Origin of the sequence: Pseudomonas sp. FDAARGOS_761 (assembly GCF_013343155.1) — a bacterium.
GTDB lineage: Bacteria > Pseudomonadota > Gammaproteobacteria > Pseudomonadales > Pseudomonadaceae > Pseudomonas > Pseudomonas aeruginosa.
In genome coordinates, this window is the sequence record NZ_CP054572.1 from 2,506,197 (window position 1) to 2,527,759 (window position 21,563).

Consider the following 21,563-nt stretch of genomic DNA (forward strand, 5'->3'; position numbering starts at 1 on the left):
AATAGCGTAACGTTACGCAGATAAACAGGGTCTATGCTTAGAGCGGCGGGGCCGAGCGCAGCATCACCGACTTCAGTGCGAAGGCCGACTTGATGCCAGCCACGCCGGGAATGCAGGTCAGGGTATTGGTGAGGAACGCTTGGTAGGCGGCGAGATCCTTGACCACCACCCGCAGCATGTAGTCGGCATCGCCGGTCATCTGGAAACAGCTCATGACCTGCGGCGCATCGACGATGCGTTCCTCGAAGCGAGCGAGGTAGTCGCCGGTCTGCTTTTCCAGGGACACCGAGACGAACACGCTCATCGCCCCGGACAGGCGCTCCTCGTCGAGCCGGGCGAAGTAGCCCTGGATGTAGTGTTCCTCTTCCAGGCGGCGTACCCGGCGCAGCGTCGGCGTCAGCGACAGGCCGACCTTCTGGGCGAGATCGCGCCAGCTCAGGCGGCCGTCGTCGGCCAGGGCGCGGAGGATTTTCAGGTCGATGCGGTCGAGTTCAGCCATGGTGCGTTGTTTCTCTTGTTAGCGATTCTTGTAGTTCAAACAACCCAATACTGTCGGAATACCTTAGTCAATTTGGAGCAAAAAACTAGCACCCGAAGCCTATACTGAAATTACAAAAACAAAACCCGAGGGCCTCACCATGAGTGACGTCACCCAGTACGACCGCGCCTGCCGTACCCCGGCATGCCTGCAACCCGCCCCCACCCACAGGACGGGAACCCGCCATCCGCCCAGTCCGCCGCTTCGAGCGCCGTTCGCCCGTTTCTGATCTCTCCAACCGTTTGGCCCGGACCGGGCCGGAGGCCTGTCATGAGTGATTACGAGCCGTTGCGTCTGCATGTCCCGGAGCCCACCGGGCGTCCTGGCTGCAAGACCGACTTTTCCTATCTGCACCTGTCCCCCGCCGGCGAGGTACGCAAGCCGCCGGTGGATGTCGAGCCCGCCGCGACCAGCGACCTGGCCTACAGCCTGGTACGCGTGCTCGACGACGACGGCCACGCCGTCGGTCCCTGGAATCCGCAGCTCAGCAACGAACAACTGCTGCGCGGCATGCGGGCGATGCTCAAGACCCGTCTGTTCGACGCGCGCATGCTCACCGCGCAACGGCAGAAAAAGCTTTCCTTCTATATGCAATGCCTCGGCGAGGAAGCCATCGCCACCGCCCACACCCTGGCCCTGCGCGACGGCGACATGTGCTTTCCGACCTATCGCCAGCAAGGCATCCTGATCACCCGCGAATACCCGCTGGTGGACATGATCTGCCAGCTTCTCTCCAACGAGGCCGACCCGCTCAAGGGCCGCCAGCTGCCGATCATGTACTCGAGCAAGGAGGCCGGTTTCTTCTCCATCTCCGGCAACCTCGCCACCCAGTTCATCCAGGCGGTCGGCTGGGGCATGGCCTCGGCGATCAAGGGCGACACGCGCATCGCCTCGGCCTGGATCGGCGACGGCGCCACCGCCGAGTCGGACTTCCACACCGCCCTCACCTTCGCCCATGTCTACCGCGCGCCGGTAATCCTCAACGTGGTCAACAACCAGTGGGCGATCTCCACCTTCCAGGCCATCGCCGGCGGCGAAGGCACCACCTTCGCCAACCGTGGCGTGGGCTGCGGGATCGCCTCGCTGCGGGTCGACGGCAATGACTTCCTGGCGGTCTACGCCGCCTCCGAGTGGGCCGCCGAGCGCGCCCGGCGCAACCTCGGGCCGAGCCTGATCGAATGGGTCACCTACCGCGCCGGCCCGCACTCGACTTCGGACGACCCGTCCAAGTACCGCCCCGCCGACGACTGGACCAACTTCCCGCTGGGCGACCCGATCGCCCGCCTGAAGCGGCACATGATCGGCCTCGGCATCTGGTCGGAGGAACAGCACGAAGCCACCCACAAGGCCCTCGAAGCCGAAGTGCTGGCCGCGCAGAAACAGGCGGAGAGCCACGGCACCCTGATCGACGGCCGGGTGCCGAGCGCCGCCAGCATGTTCGAGGACGTCTATGCAGAACTGCCGGAGCACCTGCGCCGGCAACGCCAGGAGCTCGGGGTATGAATGCCATGAACCCGCAACACGAGAACGCCCAGACGGTCACCAGCATGACCATGATCCAGGCGCTGCGCTCGGCGATGGACATCATGCTCGAGCGCGACGACGACGTGGTGGTATTCGGCCAGGACGTCGGCTACTTCGGCGGCGTGTTCCGCTGCACCGAAGGCCTGCAGAAGAAATACGGCACCTCGCGGGTGTTCGATGCGCCGATCTCCGAGAGCGGCATCATCGGCGCCGCGGTCGGCATGGGCGCCTACGGCCTGCGCCCGGTGGTGGAGATCCAGTTCGCCGACTACGTCTACCCGGCCTCCGACCAGTTGATCTCCGAGGCGGCGCGCCTGCGCTATCGCTCGGCCGGCGACTTCATCGTGCCGATGACCGTACGCATGCCCTGTGGCGGCGGCATCTACGGCGGGCAGACGCACAGCCAGAGCCCGGAGGCGATGTTCACCCAGGTCTGCGGCCTGCGCACGGTGATGCCGTCCAACCCCTACGACGCCAAGGGCCTGCTGATCGCCTGCATCGAGAACGACGACCCGGTGATCTTCCTCGAGCCCAAGCGCCTCTACAACGGCCCGTTCGATGGCCACCACGACCGCCCGGTGACGCCCTGGTCCAAGCATCCGGCCAGCCAGGTGCCGGACGGCTACTACAAGGTGCCGCTGGACAAGGCGGCGATCGTCCGCCCCGGCGCGGCGCTGACCGTGCTGACCTACGGCACCATGGTCTACGTGGCCCAGGCCGCGGCCGACGAGACCGGCCTGGACGCCGAGATCATCGACCTGCGCAGCCTCTGGCCGCTGGACCTGGAAACCATCGTCGCCTCGGTGAAGAAGACCGGCCGCTGCGTCATCGCCCACGAGGCGACCCGCACCTGCGGGTTCGGCGCCGAGCTGATGTCGCTGGTGCAGGAGCACTGCTTCCACCACCTGGAGGCGCCGATCGAGCGCGTCACCGGTTGGGACACCCCCTACCCGCATGCCCAGGAGTGGGCGTATTTCCCCGGCCCCGCGCGCGTCGGCGCGGCATTCAAGCGTGTGATGGAGGTCTGAATGGGTACCCATGTGATCAAGATGCCGGACATCGGGGAAGGCATCGCCGAGGTCGAACTGGTGGAGTGGCATGTCCAGGTCGGCGACTCGGTCAATGAAGACCAGGTTCTCGCTGAGGTGATGACCGACAAGGCCACGGTGGAGATTCCCTCGCCGGTGGCCGGACGCATCCTCGCCCTCGGCGGCCAGCCGGGCCAGGTGATGGCGGTGGGCGGCGAACTGATCCGCCTGGAGGTGGAAGGCGCCGGCAACCTCGCCGAGAGTCCGGCCGCGGCGACGCCGGCCGCGCCCGTCGCAGCCGCCCCGGAGGAACCCAAGGAGACCCCGGTCGCGCCGCCGAAAGCCGCCGCCGAAGCGCCGCGCACCTTGCGCGACAGCGAGGCGCCACGGCAGCGGCGCCAGCCCGGCGAACGCCCGCTGGCCTCCCCCGCGGTGCGCCAGCGCGCCCGCGACCTGGGCATCGAGTTGCAGTTCGTGCAAGGCAGCGGTCCCGCCGGACGCGTCCTCCACGAGGACCTCGATGCCTACCTGACCCAGGATGGCAGCGTCACGCGCAGCGGCGGCGCCGCGCAAGGGTATGCCGAGCGACACGACGAGCAGGCGGTGCCGGTGATCGGCCTGCGTCGCAAGATCGCCCAGAAGATGCAGGACGCCAAGCGACGCATCCCGCATTTCAGCTATGTCGAGGAAATCGACGTCACCGACCTGGAAGCCCTGCGCGCCCATCTCAACCAGAAATGGGGCGGCCAGCGCGGCAAGCTGACCCTGCTGCCGTTCCTGGTCCGCGCCATGGTCGTGGCGCTGCGCGACTTCCCGCAATTGAACGCGCGCTACGACGACGAGGCCGAGGTAGTCATCCGCTACGGCGCGGTGCACGTCGGCATCGCCACCCAGAGCGACAACGGCCTGATGGTGCCGGTGCTGCGCCACGCCGAATCGCGCGACCTCTGGGGCAACGCCAGCGAGGTGGCGCGCCTGGCCGAAGCCGCGCGCAGCGGTAAGGCACAACGCCAGGAGCTGTCCGGCTCGACCATCACCCTGAGCAGCCTCGGCGCGCTCGGCGGGATCGTCAGCACACCGGTGATCAACCATCCGGAGGTGGCCATCGTCGGCGTCAACCGCATCGTCGAGCGACCGATGGTGGTCGGCGGCAACATCGTCGTGCGCAAGATGATGAACCTCTCCTCCTCCTTCGACCACCGGGTGGTCGACGGGATGGACGCGGCGGCCTTCATCCAGGCCGTGCGCGGCCTGCTCGAACATCCCGCCACCCTGTTCCTGGAGTAAGCGATGAGCCAGATCCTGAAGACTTCCCTGCTGATCGTCGGCGGCGGTCCCGGCGGCTACGTCGCGGCGATCCGTGCCGGGCAACTGGGCATTCCCACCGTACTGGTGGAGGGCGCCGCCCTCGGCGGCACCTGCCTGAACGTCGGCTGCATCCCGTCGAAGGCGCTGATCCACGCCGCCGAGGAATACCTCAAGGCCCGCCACTATGCCGGCCGGTCGGCGCTGGGCATCCAGGTACAGGCGCCGAGCATCGACATCGCCCGCACCGTGGAATGGAAGGACGCCATCGTCGACCGCCTCACCAGCGGCGTCGCCGCGCTGCTGAAGAAACACGGGGTCGATGTCGTCCAGGGCTGGGCGAGGATCCTCGACGGCAAAAGCGTGGCGGTCGAACTCGCCGGCGGCGGCAGCCAGCGCATCGAGTGCGAGCACCTGCTGCTGGCCGCCGGCTCGCAGAGCGTCGAGCTACCGATCCTGCCGCTGGGCGGCAAGGTGATCTCCTCCACCGAGGCGCTGGCGCCCGGCAGCCTGCCCAAGCGCCTGGTGGTGGTCGGCGGCGGCTACATCGGCCTGGAGCTGGGTACCGCCTACCGCAAGCTCGGCGTCGAGGTGGCGGTGGTGGAAGCGCAACCGCGCATCCTGCCGGGCTACGACGAAGAACTGACCAAGCCGGTGGCCCAGGCCTTGCGCAAGCTGGGCGTCGAGCTGTACCTCGGGCACAGCCTGCTGGGCCCGAGCGAGAACGGCGTGCGGGTCCGCGACGGCGCCGGCGAGGAGCGCGAGATCGCCGCCGACCAGGTACTGGTGGCGGTCGGCCGCAAGCCGCGCAGCGAAGGCTGGAACCTGGAAAGCCTGGGCCTGGACATGAACGGCCGGGCGGTGAAGGTCGACGACCAGTGCCGCACCTCGATGCGCAATGTCTGGGCCATCGGCGATCTCGCCGGCGAGCCGATGCTCGCGCACCGGGCCATGGCCCAGGGCGAGATGGTCGCCGAGCTGATCGCCGGCAAGCGTCGCCAGTTCGCCCCGGTGGCGATCCCCGCGGTGTGCTTCACCGATCCGGAAGTGGTGGTCGCCGGGTTGTCCCCGGAGCAGGCGAAGGATGCCGGCCTGGACTGCCTGGTGGCGAGCTTCCCGTTCGCCGCCAACGGCCGCGCCATGACCCTGGAGGCCAACGAAGGCTTCGTCCGCGTGGTGGCGCGTCGCGACAACCACCTGGTCGTCGGCTGGCAGGCGGTGGGCAAGGCGGTCTCGGAACTGTCCACGGCCTTCGCCCAGTCGCTGGAGATGGGCGCCCGCCTGGAAGACATCGCCGGCACCATCCACGCCCATCCGACCCTCGGCGAAGCGGTCCAGGAAGCCGCCCTGCGCGCGCTGGGACACGCCCTGCACATCTGATTCCCGCGAACCTCGGTAGCCGGCCAACCACCGGCGCACATTACCCCCTTGCCCGTCGGGCAAGGGGGCTTTTTTCGTGGCCGCGAACCGGGTCGTCAGCAGGTCTCACCGCCCTGCGCGATCCCCCGCCCCTCACTCCGTCTCCAGCAACCCATGCCGCAAGCTCCCCGCCGCCAGGCGCTGGCGAATATCCTCGTCGATCCGCGGATCGTCCGGGCGGTACAGGCGCACCTGGCGGTAGGCGTTGATCCGGTTGATCTCCGCACCGAGGTACTCCCAGACCACCCGGCTGCATGCCGGGGTCCGCCGGTCACCGCTGGAAACGCCCATCTTCAGGCCGTTCAGGCGGGTGATACGGCTCTTGAAACTGGGAATGAGGATGGTCTGGCTCATCTCGTTGAGGGTCAGCGACTCGTAGTCGATCAGGAACACCCGGTCCTGCAACTGGAAGGCCGCGCCGAGGTAGCGGCAGCGCGCCCACTCCTCCGCCTGCACGTCGGTACTGCTGGTGCGCTCCTGGCGTTCCTGGCGCTCGAAGAGGAACACCCCGTCTTCCTCGTAGAGATGCACCAGGGAGAGCAGGATGCTGCCCGGCACCGACATGCAGTTGGCATATTCGAAGTAGTAGCCGCAGTAGCGGCTCAGGTCGCCGGCCTCGGCGCGCAGCGGTTGCAGCAGCCGCAACAGCGGGTCGTTGCTGGACTGGCGCGGCTGGGCGCTGGCACGGGCGCCGATCAGGCGGGCGAACTGCTCGGGCGGCAAGCCCAGCTCGTAGTCCTCGACGCCGAAGAAGTCGCCGATCCGCTTGCGGTTGTACGGCGTCGGCTGGCTCTGGCCGCTGAGGTACTTGTTGAACTGCGCGCGATTGATCGCCAATTGCCGGCAAACCTCGGAAATCGAGCGGTAATGGCTGCAAAGCAGCTTGAGATTGGCGCCCAGGTGCTCGGACATCGGCGGCTCCGAAAGTGATGCTATGGACGCGATTCTAGCATCAGGTCGCATCAAGCAGGAGCAACCCGCGAAATTGTAACCGGGTGCGTCATGGCCAACCATGCGCCGCGCACCAAGGCGCTGCCGCAGCGCACGCCGACACCAGAATAAGAACCGAGGTAGACCTCCATGCTTGAAATGCTCAACGATTTCCTTTCCGGAAAAGTCCTCATCGTCCTGATCGTCGGCCTGGGCGCCTACTTCACGATCCGTTCGCGCTTCGTCCAGTTCCGCCACTTCGGCCACATGTTCGGCGTATTCAGGGAATCGCTGCGCGGCCAGGCCGGCCAGCTCAGTTCCTTCCAGGCCCTGATGCTGAGCCTCGCCGGCCGGGTCGGCGCCGGCAACATCGCCGGGGTCGGCATCGCCGTGACCCTCGGCGGTCCGGGGGCGGTGTTCTGGATGTGGGTCACCGCGCTGGTCGGCATGTCCAGCAGCTTCTTCGAATGCACCCTGGCCCAGGTCTACAAGCGCAGCGACGGCGACGGCCTGTATCGCGGCGGCCCGTCCTACTACATCCAGCACGGCCTGAAGCTGCGCTCGATGGCGGTGGTCTTCGCGGTGCTCCTGCTGGTGACCTACGGCTTCGCCTTCAACGGCCTGCAGTCCTACACCGTCACCCATTCGCTGCAGAACGCCTTCGGCTTCGCCCCGCAGCACACCGGGATCGCCCTGGCGGTGCTGCTCGGCGTGGTCTTCATCGGCGGCATCAAGCGCATCGCCGCGGTCTCCGACCTGCTGGTGCCGATCAAGACCCTGGCCTACATCGGCGTCACCCTGTACGTCATCGCCAGCCAGATCGAGCACGTCCCGGCAATGCTGTAAACCATCGTCAAGAGCGCCTTCGGCCTCGACCCGGCGTTCGGCGGCCTGCTCGGCAGCGCCATCGTGATGGGCGTCAAGCGTGGCGTCTTCGCCAACGAGGCCGGCCTGGGCAGCGCGCCGAACGTCGCCGCGGTCGCCGCCGTGCGCCATCCGGCGGCACAGGGCGTGGTCCAGGCCTTCAGCGTGTTCCTCGACACCTTCGTGATCTGCACCTGCACCGCCCTGCTGATCCTGCTCTCGGGCTTCTACACCCCGGGCTTCGAAGGCGACGGCATCGTCCTCACCCAGAACTCCCTGGCCGCGGTGGTCGGCGACTGGGGCCGGGTGTTCGTCAGCGTGGCCCTGTCGCTGTTCGTCTTCACCTGCATCCTCTACAACTTCTACCTGGGCGAGAACAGCCTGCGGTTCCTCAGCCGCAACCGCCTGGTGCTGATCGGCTACCGCGCGCTGGTGCTGGCCCTGGTGGTCTGGGGCTCGGTGCAGGACCTGTCCACCGTGTTCGCCTTCGCCGACATCACCATGACCTGCCTGGCCTTCGTCAACCTGATGGCCCTGGCTCTGCTGTTCAAGGTCGGCCTGCGGGTGATGCGCGACTACGACGTGCAGCGCCGCGCCGGGATCAAGCAGCCGGTGTTCGACTCGGCGCAGTTCGCCGACCTCGACCTGGACCGCGAAGCCTGGCCCGCCGGCCAGCACGCCGAGCCCCCGGCGCAGGCGGACGCCGAGCCGCTGCCGAGCGGCACTCGCTGAGTTTCGCGCAGGCGCCCTCCCCCTGGAGCGGCGCCTGCGCCACAATGGCGTCCCCTCTTCGCACGTCCGTCGCGAAAAGGCCCGACACAAGGATTACGGATGCTCCCAGTCAAGAACCTCTTCGTGCTCTACACCGGCGGCACCATCGGCATGTTGCAGACCCCGCAGGGCCTGGCCCCGGCCGGCGGCTTCGAAGCGCGCATGCGCGACCACCTGCAAAGCCTCGGCGACGCCCCGGACCTGCGCTGGCGCTTCGCCGAACTGCAACCGCCGCTGGACAGCGCCAACATGACCCAGGGCAACTGGTTGGCGATGCGCGACGCCATCGTCGCCGCGCTCGACGCCGGCCACGACGGCGTGCTGCTCCTGCACGGCACCGACACCCTGGCCTACAGCGCCGCGGCGCTGTCCTTCCTGCTCCTCGACCTGCCGATCCCGGTGCTGCTGACCGGCTCCATGCTGCCGGCCGGCACGCCGGGCAGCGATGCCTGGGACAACCTGGTCGGCGCCCTGCGCGTCCTCCAGGAGGGCCACGCGCGCGGCGTACAGGTCTATTTCAACGATGCCCTGCTGCACGGCGCGCGGGTCAGCAAGCTGCGCAGCGATGCGTTCGACGCCTTCGCCGAACTGCCGCGACCGCGCCACGCCGAGCATGCGCCGGTGCCCGCGGCGCTCGGCTACCGCCAGCCGCGCCGGGAAGTGAACCTCGCCGTGCTGCCGCTCTATCCAGGGCTGCGCGCCGCGCACCTGCGCGGGCTGCTCGACAGCGGCGTGGAAGCGCTGCTGCTGGAATGCTATGGCAGCGGCACCGGCCCGTCCGACGACGAGGAGCTGCTGGCGACCCTGCGCGAAGCCCACGCCCGCGGCGTGCTGCTCGCTGCGGTCAGCCAGTGCGCCTACGGCCAGGTCGAGTTCGGCGTCTACGCCGCCGGCAGCCGCCTGCGCGACGCCGGCCTGCTCTCGGCTGGCGGAATGACCCGCGAGGCGGCCCTGGGCAAGCTCTTCGGCCTGCTCGGCGCCGGCCTCGGACGCGACGAAGCGCAACGCTGGTTCGCCCTCGACCTGTGCGGCGAGAACGCCGACTGACCGCCCTGCGGCCGCCCGCCGGCGGCCGCTTCCTTCCGCCCTCCCCGCGATACGCGACAACGCCCGCGGCCCGCCCGTGCCCGGCGCCCATCGTCAAGCTTCAGCGAACAGTGTTTCCGGCCTTCCCCGGTTTATCCCCCGGCGGCGAGTCCACAGGATGTCGCCTTCCGCTGCCGGCCCCGCCGGCATCCGCCCACAAGGAGGAAACACCTGCATGTACGCCATCGCCGAAGACACCCTTCCCGCACGCGTATTGAAAGAACTGTTGCTCTATCGCCGCCGTTACCCCGAGCATCGCCAGAGCGCCAGCGAAGCGGACGAGATCCGCCGCATCGAACAGGTCCAGTTGCCGCGCATCGCCGCCTTCATCGAAGCCGGCGAGCCCATCGAATTCGTCCTGCCGGCGTTTCCGGCCAAGTCGCCGAACCCCGGCAAGGTCCTCGACAGCCGTCCGGACATGGCCGAGCGCCTGTCGCTGTCGTTCCTCAACCACCTGTGCCAGCGCATCCAGCTGTTCTATGCACCGGGCGCGAAGATCACCGTCTGCTCCGACGGCCGGGTGTTCGGCGACCTGGTGAGGATCGGCGATGCGCACATCAGCGCTTACCAGGATGCCTTGCGCCTGATGATCGAGGAGATCGGCGCCACCCATATCGGCGTGTTCAACCTGGAGGACGTACGCGCCTTCGAGGCCCAGCGCGACAACCACGAGCAGCTCCGCCAGTTGCTGATCGACGGCTACGCCGAGCCGCTGGAAAGCATCCGCGAGACCCTGCTGGCCAGCGAAGAAGGCCTGCTGCTGTACCGCGCCATCACCCGCTTCCTCTACGAGGACGGCCTGACCCCCGACTACCAGGGCTCGAAGACCGCCCTGCAACGCGACGCCAAGGAGCGCGCCTACGGGGTGATCCAGCGCAGCTGGGCCTGGGGCGCGCTGCTGGCCGACCAGTTCCCCCGCGCGATCCGCCTGTCCATCCATCCGCAGCCGGCGGACAGCCTGAAGTTCGGCATCCACATGATGCCGACCCGCGACGACTGGCTGACGCCCTGGCACGGCGTGGCGGTGAACACCGAGGACCGCTTCGTGCTGATGAAGCGCAGCGAGGTGCTGGAACTCGGCGGCGAACTGGTGCAGATCAACGGCCAGCCCAGTCACTACCGCCTGCCGGCCAGGGCCGCCCGGCGCGCCGCCGTGGCCTGAGCCCGAGGAGCCAGACGATGAACGCCTATCTCAGCGATCAACCGGTACGTCTCTCGCCGCTGCGCGACGAACAGGGCAACCAGCCGCGCTTCGGCCTGCTGCTGGAGCCCGGCCGCCCCGGCATGCACGTCGGCGAGCTGCCGGCGCAGTGGCTCAAGGGCCTGGCGCGCAGCCACCACCTGCTGCTCCTGCGCGGCTTCGCCGCCTTCGCCGACGCCGAGAGCCTGACCCGCTACTGCCACGACTTCGGCGAAGTGATGCTGTGGCCGTTCGGCGCGGTGCTCGAGCTGGTGGAACAGGAAGGCGCCGAGGACCACATCTTCGCCAACAACTACGTGCCGCTGCACTGGGACGGCATGTACCTGGAGACGGTGCCGGAATTCCAGCTGTTCCACTGTGTCGACGCGCCCGGCGACAGCGACGGCGGCCGCACCACCTTCAGCTCGACCCCGGCGGCGCTGCAACTGGCCGACAGTAGCGAGCTGGAACTCTGGCGCCGCGTCAGCGGCCGGTACCAGCGCAGCGCAGCGCACTACAGCAGCCGCTCGGCGGCACCGATAGTCGAGCGCCACCCGCGCCGAGAATTCCCCATCCTGCGTTTCTGCGAACCGCCGGTCGAGGGCGACGCCAGCTTCATCAACCCCTCCGAGTTCCACTACGACGGCATCGCCCCGGAACAGCGCGGCGAACTGCTCGCCAGCCTGCGGCGCTGCCTGTACCACCCGCAGGCGCATTACGCCCACCGCTGGCGCAGCGACGACCTGGTGATCGCCGACAACCTGACCCTGCTGCACGGTCGCGAGGCCTTCGTCCACCGCGCGCCGCGCCACCTGCGGCGGGTGCATATCCACGCCGAGCCGGCGCTGCGCAACCCGCACCTACAGCGCGACTGACCGCCCCGCCGGCCGTGCGCGCCACGGCCGGCGTCCCGACAAGGAACCAGCATGAGCCATTCCGTCCCCAACGCGCTGATGACCGGCGCCGACTATCTCGACAGCCTGCGCGACGGTCGCCAGGTCTACCTCAACGGCGAACGGGTCGCCGACGTCACCCGGCACAGGGCGTTCCGCAACGCCTGCCGCAGCATCGCCGGGCTCTACGACGGCCTCCACGGCGAGCAGCGCGACGTCCTCACCCGGGTCGATGCCCAGGGCCGCCGCAGCCACCGCTTCTTCACCCCCGCACAGAACGCCGAGGACCTGCTCGGCGCGCGCGAGGCGATCGGCTGCTGGTCGCGCATGACCTACGGCTTCATGGGGCGTACCCCGGACTACAAGGCGGCGTTCATGTCCGGGCTGGAAGCCGGCGCCGGCTTCTACGGCGACTACCGGCAGAACGCCTGCGCCTGGCACCGCGCCTTCGCCGACCGCGGGCTGTTCCTCAACCACGCGATCATCAATCCGCCGCTGGACCGCAGCAAGGCGATCCACGAGATGCGCGACGTGTTCGTCCACGTCGAACGCGAGACCGACCAGGGTATCGTCGTCAGCGGGGCGAAGATGCTCGCCACCGGCAGCGCCATCACCAACGCCACCTTCGTCGCCCCGGTCGCCTCGGCGCAGATGGAGGCCGGCAAGGCCGAGGACTTCGCCGTTGTGTTCTTCACCCGCATGGACAACCCCGGCCTGCGCCTGATGTGCCGGCCATCCTACGAGGAGCGCGCGAGCAGTCCCTTCGACTACCCGCTGTCCAGTCGTTTCGACGAGAACGACAGCGTGCTGCTGTTCGACAAGGCGCTGATTCCCTGGGAGGACGTCCTGGTCTACCGCGACCTGCGCCGCGCCACCGGCTTCTATGCCGAGTCGGGCTTCGCCAACCTGTACAACTTCCAGTCCGGCATCCGCCTCGGGGTGAAGCTGGAACTGATGATCGGCCTGCTTTCCCTCGGCGTGCGCGCCAATGGCACCCAGGGCTTCCGCGGGATACAGGCGGCCCTCGGCGAGCTGATCGCCCTGCAGCACCTGCTGCAGGCGCTGACCACCGCCATGGCCCGCGACCCGGAGCGCAACGCCGCCGGTTCGGCGGTGCCGCGCCTGGAGTACGCCAATGCCCTGCGCATCCAGGTGCCGCAGATCTGGAAGCGTGTCCGCGAGTTGCTGGAAAGCGCCCTCGGCGGCGCCCCGCTGGTCACCGTCTCGGGCGCCGCCGACCTGCGCGACGGCGAGGCGCGGCGGCTGGTGGACAGCTACTACCGCGGTGCCGAGCTGGAGCCGGAGCAGCGCCTGAAGCTGTTCAAGCTGATCTGGGACGCCACCGGCAGCGAGTTCGGCGCGCGCCACGCGGTCTATGAGAGCCATTATTCCGGCAATGCCGAGCAGATCCGCCTCGACTCGCTGGCCTGGGCCAGCCGTCGCGGGCACCTGGCCTACTGCGAGGCGATGGTCCAGCGCTGCATGGCCGACTACGACATCCACGGCTGGCTGCGGGGGCCCTGGCAGCATGACTGAGCGTAAACGCTGGCTGGCCGGCTGCCTCTCGGCCCTGCTTTCCCTGCCGCTGGCCGCCGCCGTGCCGGGCCCGGACTCGCCGGCCGACCTGGCGCGCGGCAAGGCGATGGCGCAGAAGATGTGCTCGCGCTGCCACGACGACGACGGCAACGGCGGGCCACGACCGAACCGCAGCTACCCGAAGCTCGCCGGGCTCGACCGGGAATACCTGTACAAGCAGATCTACGACCTCAAGACCCAGCGCCGGCGCAACCCGGCCACCAACGGTCGCGGCGAGGAGCTGAGCGCGGCGGACGTGGTCAACGTCTCCGCCTGGTTCGCCGCCCAGCGCATGAGCGCCGGCGAGCAGACCCTGGCCGACCCGAGGCAACGCGAACGCGGCCGCCAGCTCTTCGAGGGCGGCCTGGCGCAGCGCGGCGTACCCCCCTGCGTCACCTGCCACGGCCCCGCCGCCCAGGGCCTGGCGGCGCTGAAGGCGCCGCGCCTTGCCGGGCAATGGGCGGAATACCTGGCAACCCAGTTGCACGGCTTCCGCGACGGCAAGCGTGGCAACAGCGCGACCATGCGCGCGGTCGCCGGCGGCCTGGAGGATAGTGACATCCAGGCGCTCGCCGGCTACCTGGGCAGCCTGGGGCCGTAAGGCGAATAACCGCTCGCGGTTATCCGCCGCCTATCCATGACGTCGGTGGCGGATAACGCCGGTGGCGTTATTCGCCCTCCCGCCCAGGCACGGATGCCCGGCGTCATTCGCCCTGCGCCAGGCGGAACGGCTCGCGACCGAGATGCTGCCGAAGCCCGATCCGTAGGGCGAATAACCGCCTGCGGTTATCCGCCGCCTATCCGTGACGTCGGCGGCGGATAACGCCTGTGGCGTTATTCGCCCTACCCCCAGGCACGGATGCCCGGCGTCATTCGCCCTGCGCCAGGCGGAACGGCTCGCGACCGAGATGCTCGCGCAGCGACTCGATGAACGCCCTGACCCGCACCGGCATGTAGCGCGCCGAGGGGTACAGGGCGTAGATGCCGCCCTGCGGCAGGTGCCAGCCAGGTAGCAGCCGGACCAGCCGCCCGCGGGCGATCTCGCGGGCCACCAGGAAGCTCGGCAGCACGCTGACGCCGGCACCGTCGAGCACCAGGCGGTACACCGCCAGGGTGTTGTTCGCCAGCAGGCGCCCTCGGGTCTGTACCGTGGCACGCTCGCGCTGGCGTTCGAAGGTCCAGGTCCAGGGCGTGCTCAGGCGGGTATGGCCGATCCATTCGCAGCGCGCCAGGTCGTGCGGCTGGAGCACCGGCGACAAGCCGGCGAGGTATCCCGGCGTCGCCACGGCAACCTGCTGGAAGTCGCACAGCTTGCTGGCATGCAGGCCGGAATCGCGCGGCCAGCCGATACGCACCGCGAGGTCGATGCGCTGGCCGACCAGATCGCTGAACTGGTCATCGGCCAGCATTTCCACCTGGACCTTGGGAAACTGCCGGATGAACGCCGCGGAAACGCTGCTGATGTGCCACTTGACGAAGTCCTGCGGCGCAGTGATGCGCAACCGGCCACTGGGCTCGCCCTGCAGGTCGCGCACATCGGAGAGCGCGCCGTCCAGCTCGCCGAGCATGCGCTGGGCCACGCCGAACAGCAGTTCGCCGCGATCGGTAAGGGTCATGCGACGGGTGGTACGGGTCAGCAACTGGATCCCGAGGTCGGCCTCCAGGCGTCGCAACTGCTCGCTGAGTAGCGACTTCGACAAGCCCAGGGCCTCCGCCGCGGCGGTGAAGCTGTTGTGTTCGGCGACGGCGACGAAGGCATACAAGTGATTCAGGTTCAGATGATTCAATCGCTCCAGGGCGGCGCTCATCCTGTCATTCCTTAGCCGGGAAGTGGGTCCGGACGGGTCTTGTCGAAAAAATCCTGCTGCGACGGAACGGCGGCATTCGACAGGACCCGCAACGATCGGTGAGCGTGATGACGCGACCGGGCGGTCAGGTCGTCGTTAAAGACCGCCAGGCGCGCATAAGTTTCAGCGCGCCACCTTCGTTTTCCGATAAGTGAGAACTGCTTCAGACGGTCGGCCGGGTGCTTTCATGTCAGCGAGCCCCGCCTGATTGATCGCTTTCTACCGACAAACCACTCTTAAAGTAGTTTCTCAAGTATTGGACAAACTTCCTTTTTATTTATGGAGATACGGCACATTCATTCCATTCGACATTAATAATCGAAAGCCATCATGCGAAACGATTATTCGTTTTTCATGAACAGCCTCCTGGCTGTCATGCCTGACCGACCCTCGGTAGGCGTTTTTTTTCCGTTGACGGGCATCGGCCTTCTGGTATTTTCTGAAACCGGTTTCAACTCCTGGCATCCGCTGGCGAAGACCAGCCGGACACACCAATAAGAACAGCACCAAGAGGTACCAGGTCCGTGAATGGTTCAGTACTGCCCAGCCGTGGCCGCGTCACCATCAACCAGGTGGCCGAGGCCGCCGGCGTCTCCAAGGCCAGCGTGTCGCGCTATATCGGCGGCGACCGCCAGTTGCTCGCCGATGCCACCGCCCGGCGCATCGAGCGCGCCATCGACCAGCTCGACTACCGCCCCAACCAGATGGCCCGAGGCCTCAAGCGCGGGCGCACACGGCTGATCGGAATGCTGGTGGCGGACATCCTCAACCCCTACTCCGTGGCCGTCATGCATGGCGTGGAAACCGCCTGCCGCGAACACGGCTACAGCCTGGTGGTGTGCAATACCGACCGCGACGACGAGCAGGAGCGTCATCACCTGGCCGCCCTGCAGTCCTACAACGTCGAAGGACTGATCGTGAACACCCTCGGCCACCATCCCGGCGAACTGCGCGCCCTGCACCGCGAACTGCCGATGGTGCTGGTGGACCGCCAGTTGGCCGAGCTGGATACCGACCTGGTCGGCTTGGACAACGCCGACGCCGTCGAACAGGCCCTGGACCACCTTCAACAACGCGGCTTCCGCGACATCCTGCTGGTCACCGAACCGCTCGACGGCACCAGCTCGCGGATCGAGCGGGTCCAGGCCTTCAATGCCTCCATCGGCCGGCGACCGGCGCTCAAGGGCCAGGTCCTGCAGACCGACGACTTCTTCCGCGACGGCCTGCGCGCCTTCCTTTCGGCCAGCGGCCCCGGGCCGAAGGCGCTGTTCACCTGCAACGGCGTCGCCACCCTCTGCGCCACCCGCCAACTGCGCGACCTCGGCTGCCGGCTGTTCGACGAGGTCGGCCTGCTGGCCCTGGACGAACTCGACTGGTACCCGCTGGTGGGCAGCGGCATCACCGCCCTCGCCCAACCCACCGACGAAATCGGCCGCACCGCCTTCGAGCGCCTCCTGGCGCGACTCGAAGGCGACCGCGAGCCGGCGCGCCGGGTGACCTTCCCGGCGCAACTGATCGTTCGCGGCTCGACCCATCCACGCGGCTAGCGGCCTGCCGCCGGCGCGTTGCCGGCGGCTTTCGCACGGCCTGAAATGAAACCGGTTTCAGAGGATCGCCAATGTCCCTTCACCCTGTCTCCATCAGTCTTTCCAGCTACGGCGCGGACCTCGTTCGCAGTCGCGGCCAGGCCAGCTTCCTGCCCCTGCTGGGGATGGCCGGCGCGCAGCGCGTGGAACTGCGCGAGGAACTCTTCGCCGGCCCGCCGGATACCGAAGCGCTGACCGCCGCCATCCAGTTGCAGGGGCTGGAATGCGTGTTCTCCTCGCCCCTCGAGCTGTGGCGCGAAGACGGCCAGTTGAACCCCGAGCTGGAGCCCACCCTGCGCCGCGCCGAAGCCTGCGGGGCCGGCTGGCTCAAGGTCTCGCTCGGTCATCTGCCGGAACAGCCCGACCTCGCCGCCCTCGCCCGGCGCCTGGCGCGCCACGGCTTGCAGCTACTGGTGGAGAACGACCAGACGCCCCATGGCGGCCGGATCGAGGTGCTGGAACGCTTCTTCCGCCTCGCCGAGCGCCAGCAACTGGACCTGGCGATGACCTTCGACATCGGCAACTGGCGCTGGCAGGAGCAGGCGGTGGACGATGCCGCCCTGCGCCTGGGCCGCTACGTCGGCTACGTGCACTGCAAGGCGGTGATCCGCAACCGCGACGGCAAGCTGGTCGCGGTACCGCCGTCGGCCGCCGACCTGCAGTACTGGCAGCGCCTGCTGCAGCATTTCCCGGAAGGCGTGGCGCGGGCCATCGAATACCCGCTGCAGGGCGACGACCTGCTCAGTCTCAGCCGCCGGCACATCGCCGCCCTCGCCCGCCTCGGCCATCCCCAGGAGGAACGCCAGCATGGCTGACTTCGAGATCCTCTGCTTCGGCGAGACCATGGCCATGTTCGTCGCCGAACAGCCCGGCGAACTGGACCGCGTCGAGCAGTTCGGCAAGCGCATCGCCGGCGCCGACAGCAACGTCGCCATCGGCCTCGCCCGCCTCGGCTTCGCGGTGGCCTGGCTGAGCCGGGTCGGCGACGACTCGCTCGGCCGTTTCGTACTCGACAGCCTGACCCGCGAGGGTCTCGACTGCCGCTTCGTCGAGGTCGACGCGCAAGCGCCCACCGGGTTCCAGATGAAGTCCCGCGAGGTCGATGGTGCCGACCCGCGGGTCGAGTACTTCCGCCGCGGCTCGGCGGCCAGCCGGCTGGGCCTCGCCCATATCCGCGAAGAAATGCTCGGCGCCCGCCACCTGCACGCCACCGGCATTCCGCCGGCACTCTCGGCGAGTGCCTGCGAACTGTCCCACGAACTGATGCGGCGCATGCGCGGCAAGGGCGCCAGCCTGTCCTTCGACCCCAACCTGCGACCCTCGCTGTGGCCCAGCGAGCGCCGCATGATCGCCGAGATCAACGCCCTCGCCGCGCATGCCCACTGGGTCCTGCCGGGCCTGGAGGAAGGCCGCCTGCTCAGCGGCTGGCAGGAACCCGCGGATATCGCCGCGTTCTACCTGGACATGGGCGTCGACGCGGTGGCGATCAAGCTCGGCCCGAGCGGCGCCTACTATCGCGATGCCCACGGCGAGGGACTGGTCCCCGGCGTGCCGGTGGCGACCGTGGTGGACACCGTGGGCGCCGGCGACGGCTTCGCGGTCGGGGTGGTCAGCGCGCTGCTGGAAGGTCTGCCGCTGCCCGACGCGGTGGCGCGCGGCAACTGGATCGGCAGCCGCGCGGTACAGGTCCGCGGCGACATGGAGGGGCTGCCGAAACGCAGCCAACTGCTCGACCGCGAGCACCGCAAGAGCGCCTGAACCCGCCGCCCACGCGGCACCTGTTGCGACAAGAACAAGACAAGCTCAGGAGATACCCGACCATGACCATGCCTCGCCTCGCCAGCAGCCGCTGGTGGTACATCATGCCGATCGTTTTCGTCACCTACAGCCTGGCCTACCTGGACCGCGCCAACTACGGCTTCGCCGCCGCCTCCGGGATGGCCGACGACCTGCGGATCACCCCCGGGCTGTCCTCGCTGCTGGGCGCGCTGTTCTTCCTCGGTTACTTCTTCTTCCAGGTGCCGGGGGCGATCTACGCGGAAAAGCGCAGCGTCAAGAAGCTGATCTTCGTCAGCCTGATCCTCTGGGGCGGGCTGGCCACCCTGACCGGGATGGTCGCCAACGTCTACCTGCTGATCGGCATCCGCTTCCTCCTCGGCGTGGTCGAGGCGGCGGTGATGCCAGCGATGCTGGTCTACCTCTGCCACTGGTTCACCCGCGCCGAGCGCTCGCGGGCGAACACCTTCCTGATCCTCGGCAACCCGGTGACCATCCTCTGGATGTCGGTGGTCTCCGGCTACCTGGTGGAGCATTTCAGCTGGCGCTGGATGTTCATCATCGAAGGCCTGCCGGCGGTGATCTGGGCCTTCATCTGGTGGCGCCTGGTGGATGACCGCCCGCGCCAGGCCGCCTGGCTGAGCGGCTCGGAAAAACGCGACCTGGAAGACGCCCTGGCCGCCGAGCAGCAGGGCATCAAGCCAGTGAAGAACTACCGCGAGGCGTTCCGTTCGCCAAAGGTCATCGTCCTCTCGCTGCAGTATTTCTGTTGGAGCATCGGCGTCTACGGCTTCGTCCTCTGGCTGCCGTCGATCCTCAAGCACGGCGCCAACATCGACATCATCGAAGCCGGCTGGCTGTCGGCGCTGCCCTACCTGGCGGCGGTGATCGCCATGCTCGGAGTGTCCTGGGCCTCGGACCGGTTGCAGAAACGCAAGCGTTTCGTCTGGCCGCCGCTGCTCATCGCGTCCATCGCCTTCTACGGTTCCTACGCCCTCGGCAGCGAGCACTTCTGGCTGTCCTACGCCCTGCTGGTGCTGGCCGGGGCCTGCATGTACGCGCCCTACGGACCGTTCTTCGCCATCGTCCCGGAAGTCCTCCCGGCCAACGTCGCCGGCGGCGCCATGGCGCTGATCAACAGCATGGGCGCGCTGGGCTCGTTCTCCGGCTCCTGGCTGGTCGGCTACCTGAACGGCATCACCGGCGGGCCCGGGGCTTCCTATCTGTTCATGAGCGGAGCGCTGCTGCTGTCGGTGCTGCTCACCGTGTTCCTCAACCCGCACGCCGACAAGCGCGAGCCCGATGCCGCTCGCGCGCACGCCTCGCGGCGGGCGGCGCCGGCCCACCCCTGACCGACTCCGGAGCATCCGATGAAGAAAGTGGTTCTCTACAAACGTCTCTCCGCGCCCCTGATGGAACGCCTGCGCGAACGGGTCGAGGTGCTCCTGGTCGAGGAGCCCGGCCGCGACGGCCTGGCCCGCTTGCGCGACGCCCTGCCCGAGGCCCACGGCCTGCTCGGCGCCAGCCTGCGCCTGGAGGCCGGACTGCTCGACCTGGCACCGCGACTGGAAGCCATCGCCAGCGTCTCGGTGGGCGTCGACAACTATGACATCGACTACCTCGACCGCCGCGGCATCCTCCTCAGCAATACCCCCGACGTGCTCACCGAGACCACCGCCGACACCGGCTTCGCGCTGATCCTGGCGACAGCCCGGCGGGTAGTGGAACTGGCCGGCTGGGTGCGCGCCGGGGAATGGAAGAAGAGCGTCGGCGCCGCCCAGTTCGGTACCGACGTGCATGGCAAGACCCTCGGTATCGTCGGCATGGGCCGCATCGGCGAGGCCCTGGCCCGGCGCGGGCACCACGGCTTCGGCATGCGCGTGCTGTACCACAGCCATAGCCCGAAGCCCCACGTCGAAGAACGCTACGCAGCGAGCTACCGCTCCCTCGACGCGCTGCTCGAGGAATCCGACTTCGTCTGCCTGACCCTGCCGCTGACCGCCGCCACCGAAGGCCTGATCGGTGCCGCGCAGTTCGCCCGGATGCGCCCGCAGGCGATCTTCATCAACATCTCCCGTGGCCGGGTGGTCGACGAGGCGGCCCTGATCGAGGCCCTGGCCCAGCGGCGGATCCGCGCCGCCGGCCTCGACGTGTTCGAGCGCGAGCCGCTGTCTCCCGACTCGCCGCTGCTGCGCCTGCCAAACGTGGTGGCCACTCCGCACATCGGCTCGGCCACCGAGGAAACCCGCGAAGCCATGGCCCGCTGCGCGGTAGACAACCTGCTGGCCGCCCTCGCCGGCGAGCGGCCGCTGAACCTGGTCAATCCTTCGGCCTGGGCGCGACGGCGAGGCGCCTGAAGGCCGCGCCGGGCCGACGCCCGGCGCGCCGTTCTGCTTCACTTGCCGGTATTGGCCTGCCTGAATCCTTGCTGAAACGTTTTTTCAACGTGACACATGAACTTATAATTAGCCTGCTAATCATTATCAGAAAGACGAAACCGTGATGATCCAGAGAGGACCCCACCATGCCCGATGACAAGGCCGTCAACGGCCGCCGCGACTTCCTGCGCAAGACCCTGACCGTGATCCCGGCGGTGACCCTGGCCGGCTATGGCGTCGGCCATGCCATGCAGACGCCCGCCGCCGAGCAGGACAAACCCCGCGAACGCTACCAGCCTCGCTTCTTCACCAACACCGAATGGGCTTTCGTCAACGCCGCGGTGGCGCGACTGATCCCCAGCGACGACAACGGCCCCGGCGCCATCGAGGCCGGGGTGCCGGAGTTCATCGACCGACAGATGGAAACCCCCTACGGGCACGGCGCACTCTGGTACATGCAGGGATCGTTCGTCACCGACGCCGCGCCGGAATTCGGCCATCAGTTGAAGCTGGTACCACGCGACATCTACCGGGTCGGCATCGCCGCCCTGGAACGCTGGAGCAAGGCCAACCAGGGCAAGCCGTTCGCCGAGCTGGAGCCGTCGGCGCAGGACGACATCCTGCAACGCCTGGAAGCCGGCCAGATCGACCTGCAGGACCTGCCGGCCAAGCTGCTCTTCGGCCAGTTGCTGCAAAACACCCACGAAGGCTTCTTCTCCGATCCGCAGCACGGCGGCAATCGCGGCCTGGTGGGCTGGAAGCTGGTCGGTTTCCCCGGCGCCCGCGCCGACTTCATGGACTGGGCCGACCGCGGCGAGAAGTATCCCTTCCCGCCGGTGGCGATTTCCGGCGAGAGGGGTTGA

18 protein-coding genes and 1 pseudogene are annotated in these 21,563 nt (G+C 68.2%); 16 read left to right on the top strand and 3 right to left on the bottom strand.

Translation table 11 applies throughout. The features are described 5' to 3' along the window. Positions 1 to 37: 37 nt before the first annotated feature. Entirely contained in the window at positions 38 to 499 is a 462-nt protein-coding gene (locus FOC67_RS11780) for an Lrp/AsnC family transcriptional regulator (RefSeq protein WP_003089245.1), read from the bottom strand. 309 nt (positions 500 to 808) lie between these two features. Between FOC67_RS11780 and FOC67_RS11785 the strand changes: the two genes are divergently transcribed. From FOC67_RS11785 to lpdA, 4 genes are read left to right on the top strand one after another with little or no spacing between them, the layout of a single operon-like run. After that, positions 809 to 2,041: a 3-methyl-2-oxobutanoate dehydrogenase (2-methylpropanoyl-transferring) subunit alpha gene (locus FOC67_RS11785; RefSeq protein ID WP_003124669.1), complete on the top strand. Its 1,233-nt coding sequence runs from the start codon at positions 809 to 811 to the stop codon at positions 2,039 to 2,041. After that, complete coding sequence (locus FOC67_RS11790; RefSeq protein WP_003089248.1) at positions 2,038 to 3,090, top strand: alpha-ketoacid dehydrogenase subunit beta; 1,053 nt, start codon at positions 2,038 to 2,040, stop codon at positions 3,088 to 3,090. The genes FOC67_RS11785 and FOC67_RS11790 overlap by 4 nt, the downstream gene beginning before the upstream one ends. Beyond that, complete coding sequence (locus FOC67_RS11795) at positions 3,091 to 4,377, top strand: dihydrolipoamide acetyltransferase family protein (RefSeq protein WP_126573657.1); 1,287 nt, start codon at positions 3,091 to 3,093, stop codon at positions 4,375 to 4,377. Positions 4,378 to 4,380: 3 nt separating this feature from the next. Further along, a complete protein-coding gene (lpdA, locus tag FOC67_RS11800) occupies positions 4,381 to 5,775 on the top strand; it encodes a dihydrolipoyl dehydrogenase (protein ID WP_003120146.1) in 1,395 nt (464 codons plus the stop codon). A 132-nt stretch (positions 5,776 to 5,907) separates the two neighbouring features. Here the strand turns inward: lpdA and FOC67_RS11805 are convergent, their stop codons facing one another. Then, entirely contained in the window at positions 5,908 to 6,726 is an 819-nt protein-coding gene (locus tag FOC67_RS11805; RefSeq protein ID WP_009315780.1) for a Cro/Cl family transcriptional regulator, read from the bottom strand. 168 nt (positions 6,727 to 6,894) lie between these two features. Here FOC67_RS11805 and FOC67_RS11810 point away from each other — a divergent pair. From FOC67_RS11810 to pvcD, 6 genes and pseudogenes are all read left to right on the top strand, one after another. Continuing rightward, positions 6,895 to 8,340 (top strand): annotated as a pseudogene (locus FOC67_RS11810) (alanine/glycine:cation symporter family protein). A 99-nt stretch (positions 8,341 to 8,439) separates the two neighbouring features. Further along, on the top strand, positions 8,440 to 9,426 hold the full coding sequence (locus FOC67_RS11815) for an asparaginase (protein WP_174707728.1): 987 nt from the start codon (positions 8,440 to 8,442) through the stop codon (positions 9,424 to 9,426). A 214-nt stretch (positions 9,427 to 9,640) separates the two neighbouring features. Continuing rightward, entirely contained in the window at positions 9,641 to 10,627 is a 987-nt protein-coding gene (pvcA, locus tag FOC67_RS11820) for a paerucumarin biosynthesis protein PvcA (RefSeq protein WP_003089256.1), read from the top strand. Between the two features lie 17 nt (positions 10,628 to 10,644). Beyond that, positions 10,645 to 11,520 (top strand): paerucumarin biosynthesis oxygenase PvcB, encoded by an 876-nt coding sequence (gene pvcB, locus FOC67_RS11825; protein ID WP_009315785.1) that lies wholly within the window; start codon positions 10,645 to 10,647, stop codon positions 11,518 to 11,520. Between the two features lie 51 nt (positions 11,521 to 11,571). After that, a complete protein-coding gene (pvcC, locus tag FOC67_RS11830) occupies positions 11,572 to 13,074 on the top strand; it encodes a paerucumarin biosynthesis protein PvcC (protein WP_009315786.1) in 1,503 nt (500 codons plus the stop codon). Then, the gene (pvcD, locus tag FOC67_RS11835; protein ID WP_009315787.1) at positions 13,067 to 13,714 is read left to right on the top strand and encodes a paerucumarin biosynthesis heme-binding protein PvcD; all 648 of its coding nucleotides are present in this window, start codon (positions 13,067 to 13,069) and stop codon (positions 13,712 to 13,714) included. The genes pvcC and pvcD overlap by 8 nt, the downstream gene beginning before the upstream one ends. A 268-nt stretch (positions 13,715 to 13,982) precedes the next feature. On the opposite strand, the gene ptxR is transcribed toward pvcD, so the two are convergent. Beyond that, a complete protein-coding gene (gene ptxR, locus FOC67_RS11840; RefSeq protein WP_003124663.1) occupies positions 13,983 to 14,921 on the bottom strand; it encodes an HTH-type transcriptional regulator PtxR in 939 nt (312 codons plus the stop codon). A 563-nt stretch (positions 14,922 to 15,484) separates the two neighbouring features. Between ptxR and ptxS the strand changes: the two genes are divergently transcribed. From ptxS to FOC67_RS11870, 6 genes are all read left to right on the top strand, one after another. Further along, complete coding sequence (gene ptxS, locus FOC67_RS11845) at positions 15,485 to 16,507, top strand: transcriptional regulator PtxS (RefSeq protein ID WP_003089268.1); 1,023 nt, start codon at positions 15,485 to 15,487, stop codon at positions 16,505 to 16,507. A 71-nt stretch (positions 16,508 to 16,578) separates the two neighbouring features. Then, entirely contained in the window at positions 16,579 to 17,361 is a 783-nt protein-coding gene (locus FOC67_RS11850; protein WP_009316370.1) for a TIM barrel protein, read from the top strand. After that, positions 17,354 to 18,304: a sugar kinase gene (locus FOC67_RS11855; protein ID WP_003139444.1), complete on the top strand. Its 951-nt coding sequence runs from the start codon at positions 17,354 to 17,356 to the stop codon at positions 18,302 to 18,304. Before FOC67_RS11850 ends, FOC67_RS11855 begins: the two co-directional genes overlap by 8 nt. A gap of 62 nt (positions 18,305 to 18,366) precedes the next feature. Further along, positions 18,367 to 19,674, top strand: coding sequence for an MFS transporter (locus FOC67_RS11860; protein WP_003113740.1), 1,308 nt, complete (start codon positions 18,367 to 18,369; stop codon positions 19,672 to 19,674). Between the two features lie 18 nt (positions 19,675 to 19,692). After that, positions 19,693 to 20,679, top strand: a complete 987-nt coding sequence (locus tag FOC67_RS11865; protein ID WP_009315790.1) for a D-glycerate dehydrogenase — start codon at positions 19,693 to 19,695, stop codon at positions 20,677 to 20,679. Positions 20,680 to 20,846: 167 nt separating this feature from the next. Further along, entirely contained in the window at positions 20,847 to 21,563 is a 717-nt protein-coding gene (locus FOC67_RS11870; protein ID WP_009315791.1) for a gluconate 2-dehydrogenase subunit 3 family protein, read from the top strand.